Source organism: Brachybacterium sp. ACRRE, from assembly GCF_022346485.1.
GTDB classification, from domain to species: domain Bacteria; phylum Actinomycetota; class Actinomycetes; order Actinomycetales; family Dermabacteraceae; genus Brachybacterium; species Brachybacterium halotolerans.
In genome coordinates, this window is the sequence record NZ_JAKRMO010000110.1 from 1 (window position 1) to 6,468 (window position 6,468).

The following is a 6,468-nucleotide window of genomic DNA, read 5'->3' on the forward strand; positions in this document are numbered from 1 at the left end:
CCGCACCCTCCACATCCCGTCCCACCCACAACGGCGCCAGACGCCGCATCAACTCCGCCGCCAGCCGCGACTCCCGGACCGCGAGATCCCAAATCCCCTGCAACTCCTCCGACAGATCCGGCCCCTCCACCGCGAACGTCCGCTCACCGAGAGTCTCCCGCGACAAAGGCACCCGCGGACGCGGACCCCGCGCCACCCGCGGAAGACGACCCGACCCCGACGACACACCCGGAGCAGGCGAGGAATCCGCGGCGTCAGACGAATCCGATTCGCAATCGCCACGTCCGGGTGCAAGGGAATCACCGCCATCACTGAACGCATCACCATTCGCAAGCACGATTCCCTCCCCTCCACCAGACCCGAAGTTCTATACCCCCAAGAATACCCGACGAAACGGACACCACAAGAGGCCGAAGAGAATCTGTGGACAACTTTATCCATTCCTCCACAATCCCCACTTACCCACAAACCTACCCACCACAAAACACACTCACCCACACCCCAAACCCCGAATGTCCCACCCCCATGCTGAGCGAAGTCACCGCGCGACGAGCAGCCCGGCAGCAGGGAGGGAGGCACGGCACCACGGCACCACGGCACTTGATCACCGCACTCCGGTCCCTGCGATCGCCGGCCAGCGCCACGGCAACACCACCCGGATTGCTCGAATCACATGGTCATGCACGGGCCAGCCACGGTGCACAGGCCACGGGCGCGCACGCCGCACATGACATCCGGATCGAGAGCGCCGGGCTCAACGGACCCACGTTCCGCCTTGCGTCTGGCACCGCCCCGGCAAGCCCAGACGTACTCCCCACGGCCGCCCCACCCCCAGCGACCGGCCCATCGACCGTCACTCCCCCACGGCTACAGCCGCGGCCCCCGCGCGGCCTTCCCCGAGGACGGATCGAACTGCGCCTCGGCACGCCGCGCACGCGCGCTCTCGAGACGCATGCGCCAGGGCGAGTAGCGCTCGGCGGCGAGGGCCAGGCGCAGGCCGTGGGCGAGGACCTGGCTGGTGGGCGTGGGTTTGAGGGCGGCGAGGCGCTCGCGATGCTCCAGGAGCTCGCCGCCCATCCCGGCGGCGCTCCACCACATGGCGATCTGGGCGAGCTGCGAATGGGAGTCGAGGATCCCGTGGCCGGTGCCGGGCACGCTCAGCAGATGCGCGCCGGGGATGAGCTCGGCGGCGTCGCGGGCGATCTGCGGCGGGGTCACGAGGTCGTCCTCGCCGCTCAGCACGAGGGTGGGCGCGGTGACGCCGGAGGCGAGGGTGCGCAGGTCGGGGGCGAGGGAGCGCGCAGTGGGCGAGGGCACCTGACGCGCCTGCTCGCCGGAGATCAGGAGAGGGTCCAGGGGCCCGCCGTCGGCATGGGCGCCGATGCCGAGCTGGGTGTGGGCGATGCGGGCGACCAGATCGGGCTCGCTCACGTAGCGCGTGGACTGCAGCCATTCCTGCGTGAGGGCCTGCCAGACGCTCGTCCAGGTCAGCTGCCCGCGGCCCACCGCCAGCTGGTCCACGAGCTCGCGGACGTCCCCGGTGCCCCCGTACTCGTGCACGGCGAGGATGACGGGACCCGCGCGGCGGGCATCGATCACGGCCTGGTCGTCGAGGCGGCGCAGGGTGCTGGCGATGGTGTCGGTGCGCAGGTCCGTCCCCTCCCAGTAGCGCGCGCGGAAGGCGCGCTGGGAGATGAGCTCGTCGTCGGGCGCGAGCAGCGGGGAGTCGAGCACCAGGGCGCCCACGCGCTCCGGGTGGCGGGCGGCGAAGGCGAGCGAGAGGTAGGCGCCGTACCCGCAGCCGTAGAGGACGGTGCGGCCCACGAGCGCGTGGTCGAGAGCCGCGCGCAGGTCCTCGACGGCCTCGTCGACGTCCATCGCGTGGGGCGGCAGGTCGTGCCCCTCGGAGTCGAGGCGGGAGAGGCCGACGCCGCGGTGCTCGGGCATGATCACGTCGAGCCCGCGGGAGGCGAGCGAGCGTCGCAGCAGGTCGTAGGGGACGACGGAGGCGCCGCCCGGCCCGTCGGGCACCACGGTCACCACGGGCGTGGCGAGGTCGCGGTGCACCGCGGCGGCGCGTCGGCCGGTGCGCGGCGGGTTCACCCTCGCGTAGCGCAGGGGGAACAGCCGGCGGTCGTCGGCCGAGATCTCCCGCTGCACGGTCATCAGGTCGTTGCGGACCGTGAGCAGCTCGTCCTGACCGGTGCGGCCGAGGAGCTCGGGGACCGAGCGCATCAGGCTCCAGCGCCCCCGTCGGCGCCTGCCCGGCCCCCGTCGGCCCCGATCCGCGCCCACAGGAAGGCATACATGAGCGCGTTCATGCGCGCGGCCTGCTCGTTCGTGGCGGCGCCGCCGTGGCCGCCCTCGATGTTCTCCCACGAGCGGACGTCGGCCCCGAGCGATTCGAGCGCGGCGGTCATCTTGCGCGCGTGGCCCGGGTGCACGCGGTCGTCGCGCGTGGAGGTGAGCAGGAAGACGGGCGGGTACTCGGTGCCCTCGGCGAGCAGGTGGTAGGGGCTGAAGGTGCGAATGAACTCCCAGTCGGAGGTGTCGGGGTCGCCGTACTCGGCCATCCAGGAGGCGCCCGCGAGCAGGTGCGAATAGCGCTTCATGTCCAGCAGCGGCACCTGGATGATCACGGCCCCGAACAGCTCGGGGTACTGGGTGAGCATGTTGCCCGTGAGCAGTCCGCCGTTGGAGCCGCCGCGCACGGCGAGATGGTCGCGGTCGGTGACACCGCGCTCGACGAGATCGCGCGCGACGGCCGCGAAGTCCTCATAGGCGCGGTGGCGATGCTCCTTGAGGGCGGCCTGGTGCCAGGCCGGGCCGTACTCGCCGCCGCCGCGGATGTTCGCGACGACGTAGGTGCCGCCCCGCTCCAGCCAGGCCCTGCCGATCGTGCCGAGGTAGGCGGGGGTCATGGAGATCTCGAAGCCGCCGTATCCGTAGAGCAGGGTCGGGGCGGGGCCGACGGGGGCTCCGCCCGCGGCCTCCTCCGCTCCGCCCGCCTCGGTCCTCCCGATCTGGAAGTACGGCACGCGGGTGCCGTCCTCGCTGGTCGCGAAGTGCTGGGTGACCTCGAGGCCGCTCGCGTCGAAGCGCGCGGGCGAGGCCTTCACGGTCTCGAGCTCGCTCGGCTCGCCTCCCTCGGGGACCTCGCCGAGGTCGCCCAGCAGCAGGGTCGTGGGGGTGAGGAAGTCGGTGACGGTCACCCAGATCTCGTCGGACTCGTCGGCGTCGACCGCGCGCACGTCGATCGCGCCGGTGAGCTCGGGGTAGAGGTCGCTGCGCACCCAGGCGCCGTCCTCCGCGCGGTGGTGGACCTCGAGGCGGTGCACGACGTCCTCGAGGATCGTGAGCACCAGGGTGCCGCGGGTGATGGTGAGATCGGCGAGCGAGGTGCTGGGCGTGGGCTCGAAGAGCACGTGGAGGTCCGAGGCCGACGGCCCCTCCGGGGCGCTCGCGAGCAGGGTGTCGGCGTCGGCGACGAGGAGCGAGCCGGCCGCGAAGGTGTCCTCGCCGACCTGCCAGTCGCTGCGCGGGAGGAGGATCGCGAGGTCGCGGTGGGCGCTGGCCTCCATGTCCCGCGGGACGGGGACGACGGTGAGCGAGGGCCCAGACTCGTCAGCCCCGTCGGCGCCGCCCGTCCGGTCGACGACCCTGAGCGTCGTGTCGTAGAAGGCGTGCATCTGCACGATCCAGTCGCGCTCCCAGCCGGGGGTCTGGTCGTGGGAGGCGAAGACGGACATGTCCCGCTCATCGGCCTCGAAGACCAGCTGGGCGTCGGCGAGCGCGGTGCCGCGGGACCAGATCCGCGCCTGGCGCGCGTAGCCGGAGGTGGTGAGCGTTCCCTCGCCGAAGTCGGTCGTCACCCAGACGGTGTCCGCGTCGATCCAGTGCACGTCCCCCTTGGCCTCGGGCCGCACGAATCCGCCCTCGGACTCGGGGACGAAGCGGCGCTCCTCGAGGTCGAACTCGCGGGTGACGTCGGCGTCCGAGCCGCCGCGCGAGAGGGAGACGAGGGCCCGCCGGTACCGCTCGCCCTCCGCGGGCCGGAGCAGCTGCGCGCCGTGCCAGACCCAGTTCTCGTCCTCCTCGCGACCCAGGGCGTCGACGTCCAGCAGCACGTCCCATGCCGGGTCGTCGGTGCGGTAGCTCTCGAGCGTGGTGCGGCGCCAGAGGCCGCGCTCGTGCTCGGCGTCGGTCCACACGTTGTACAGGAACTCCCCGCGCTTGACGACCATCGGGATGCGGTCGCTCGCGTCGAGGATCGTGAGGATGTCGGAGCGCAGGTGCTCGCTGAGCGAGCCGTCGGCCGCAGCATCGGCGGCTCCTCCGGAGCGGGGGTCGGCGATCGCATCGATCTCCGCCTCGGCGCGGGCGTTGCGCTCGCGCACGTGGGCGAGCGCCTCCTCGCCGGTGACGTCCTCGAGCCAGAGCCAGGGATCCTCGCCGGTCTCGGGGCTGGGAAGCTGGGGCTGCGGGGCGTCCACGTCGCTCATGGCCCCACAGTAGCGGCCGGGCGAGGTGCGTCGGGCGCCCGTGGCAGACTCGATGGCATGCGTCGACGCACCGCTCTGCTGCTTCCCCCGCTCGTGCTGCTCCCCCCGGTCGCCGCGCTCTCCGCGTGCACCGACGGAGGGGGCTCCGGCGGGGGGTCGTCCGACGGCGGCGCGAACGGGTCGGGCGGGTCCGACGGCGGCTCCGGGTCCGACGGCGGCGCGGCGTCCGACGGCGGCTCCGCCTCGTCCTCCCCCTCATCGCCGACGCCCACGGCCGATCCCGCGGAGCAGCGCGCCCAGGACCTGACGATCGAGCAGGCGGCCGCGCAGCTCGTGCTCGCCGGCATCCCCGCCGGGACGAGCCCGAAGCGCTCGCTGACCGCCGAGCTCGGCATCGGCGGCTTCTTCCTGCTGGGGACCTGGGACAGCGCCGCCGCCGTGCGCTCCGTGGTCGAGGGCGTCGACGACGAGGTAGCCGAGGACGGCGTCGCCCCGCTGCTGTGCGTGGACCAGGAGGGCGGGCAGATCCGGATGCTGCGCGGGGACGCCGCACGGCGGACCCCGTCGGCCGCGGATCTCGGCGCCGAGGGCACCGACGCCGTCACCGCGGCGTACCGGAGCATCGGCGAGGACCTGCACGCCCTCGGTCTGCACGCGGCCCTCGCGCCGGTCGCGGACACCGTCGACCCCGAGCTGGGACGGGCGAACGCCCCCGTCGGGAAGATCGACCGCGGCTTCGGGACCGATCCGGACACGGTGGCCGACTGCGTGGTCGCGGCCGTCGAGGCCCTGGACGGCCAGGACACCGCCTCCGCGCTCAAGCACTTCCCGGGCCTGGGCCGGGTGCGCGGGAACACCGACTTCTCGGCGACGGGCATCACCGACGAGACGACGGATGCGGACGATCCCTTCCTCGAGCCGTTCCGCGCGGGCATCGAGGCCGGCGCCGACATGGTCATGCTCTCGAGCGCCCTGTACCCGCGGATGGATCCGGGCAGTCCCGCCATGTTCTCCTCGGCGATCGTGACGGACGTGCTGCGCGGCAGGCTGGGCTTCGACGGGCTCGTGGTCTCCGACGACGTGGGCAGCGCGGCGGCCGTGCAGGACGTGCCGCTCGGCGAGCGCGCGACCCGCCTGCTCGAGGCGGGCGGCGACGTGGTGCTCACCGCGGACCCGTCGCTCGCCGGCGACCTCGTGGACGCGATCGCAGCGTGGGCGCAGGACTCCGAGAAGGCCGAGCGCCGGGTGCGCGAGTCCGCGGCGCGCATGCTGCGCGTCAAGCGGTCCCGGGGCGTCGACGGGGTCTGAGCCGTCCCTGGGCGGACACGGTGCGGGCACGGGCCGCTGTGGGAGAATCCCTGCGGCGGACCACAGCAGCGTGAGGAGCACACATGGCGGGGAGCCCGGGACCGGAGGAGGACGACGCCCCCTCCCTGCCCGACCTCTCCGACTCCTCGCAGCGCGAGGCCCTGCCCGACTACTCCGCGCAGGCCCGGGACGTCACCGCTCCCTACGCGAAGCCCGACGAGACCGGCCGCTCCCGCGCGCGCGTCATCGTCATCACCGTCATCGTCTGCGCCGTGGTGCTCATCGCGGTGATCGCGCTGATCCTCTCGCAGACCGTCTTCAAGCAGATGACCGGGGACGACTCGCACACGCCGACCGCCGCGGCCTCCCGCAGCAGCTCGGGCGAGGGCGAGTACGTCCCCGACCCGAAGGATCCCGACCTCGCCCCTCCCCCGCCGATCTTCACGCAGAAGCCGACCACCGACTGCTCGATCCCCGACAGCTCGAGCGGCGACGTCAGCACCTCGGGGCGCACGGTCCGCGGCGGCCACCTCGAGTACACGCGGCCCGACGGCTGGACGTACCCGTGGACGGACCAGGCCCTGCCGTACATGACCAACGTGAACGGGTACGGCCGCCAGGTCGAGAACAACTGGTACAGCGTCGTGAACGTCGGCAG

Annotated in this window: 3 protein-coding genes and 1 pseudogene; 2 read left to right on the plus strand and 2 right to left on the minus strand. The window is 72.9% G+C overall.

Annotated features, from left to right (window positions below; all coding sequences use genetic code 11):
* Positions 1-867: 867 nt before the first annotated feature.
* Complete coding sequence (locus tag MHY49_RS18580) at positions 868-2,235, minus strand: alpha/beta fold hydrolase (protein ID WP_239206652.1); 1,368 nt, start codon at positions 2,233-2,235, stop codon at positions 868-870.
* Positions 2,235-4,502 (minus strand): prolyl oligopeptidase family protein, encoded by a 2,268-nt coding sequence (locus tag MHY49_RS18585; RefSeq protein ID WP_239206654.1) that lies wholly within the window; start codon positions 4,500-4,502, stop codon positions 2,235-2,237. Before MHY49_RS18585 ends, MHY49_RS18580 begins: the two co-directional genes overlap by 1 nt.
* A 57-nt stretch (positions 4,503-4,559) precedes the next feature.
* Here MHY49_RS18585 and MHY49_RS18590 point away from each other — a divergent pair, with 57 nt between their 5' ends.
* Both MHY49_RS18590 and MHY49_RS18595 read left to right on the plus strand, forming a co-directional pair.
* A complete protein-coding gene (locus MHY49_RS18590; RefSeq protein WP_239206656.1) occupies positions 4,560-5,810 on the plus strand; it encodes a glycoside hydrolase family 3 N-terminal domain-containing protein in 1,251 nt (416 codons plus the stop codon).
* Positions 5,811-5,893: 83 nt separating this feature from the next.
* Positions 5,894-6,468 (plus strand): annotated as a pseudogene (locus MHY49_RS18595) (hypothetical protein); the annotation flags it as partial.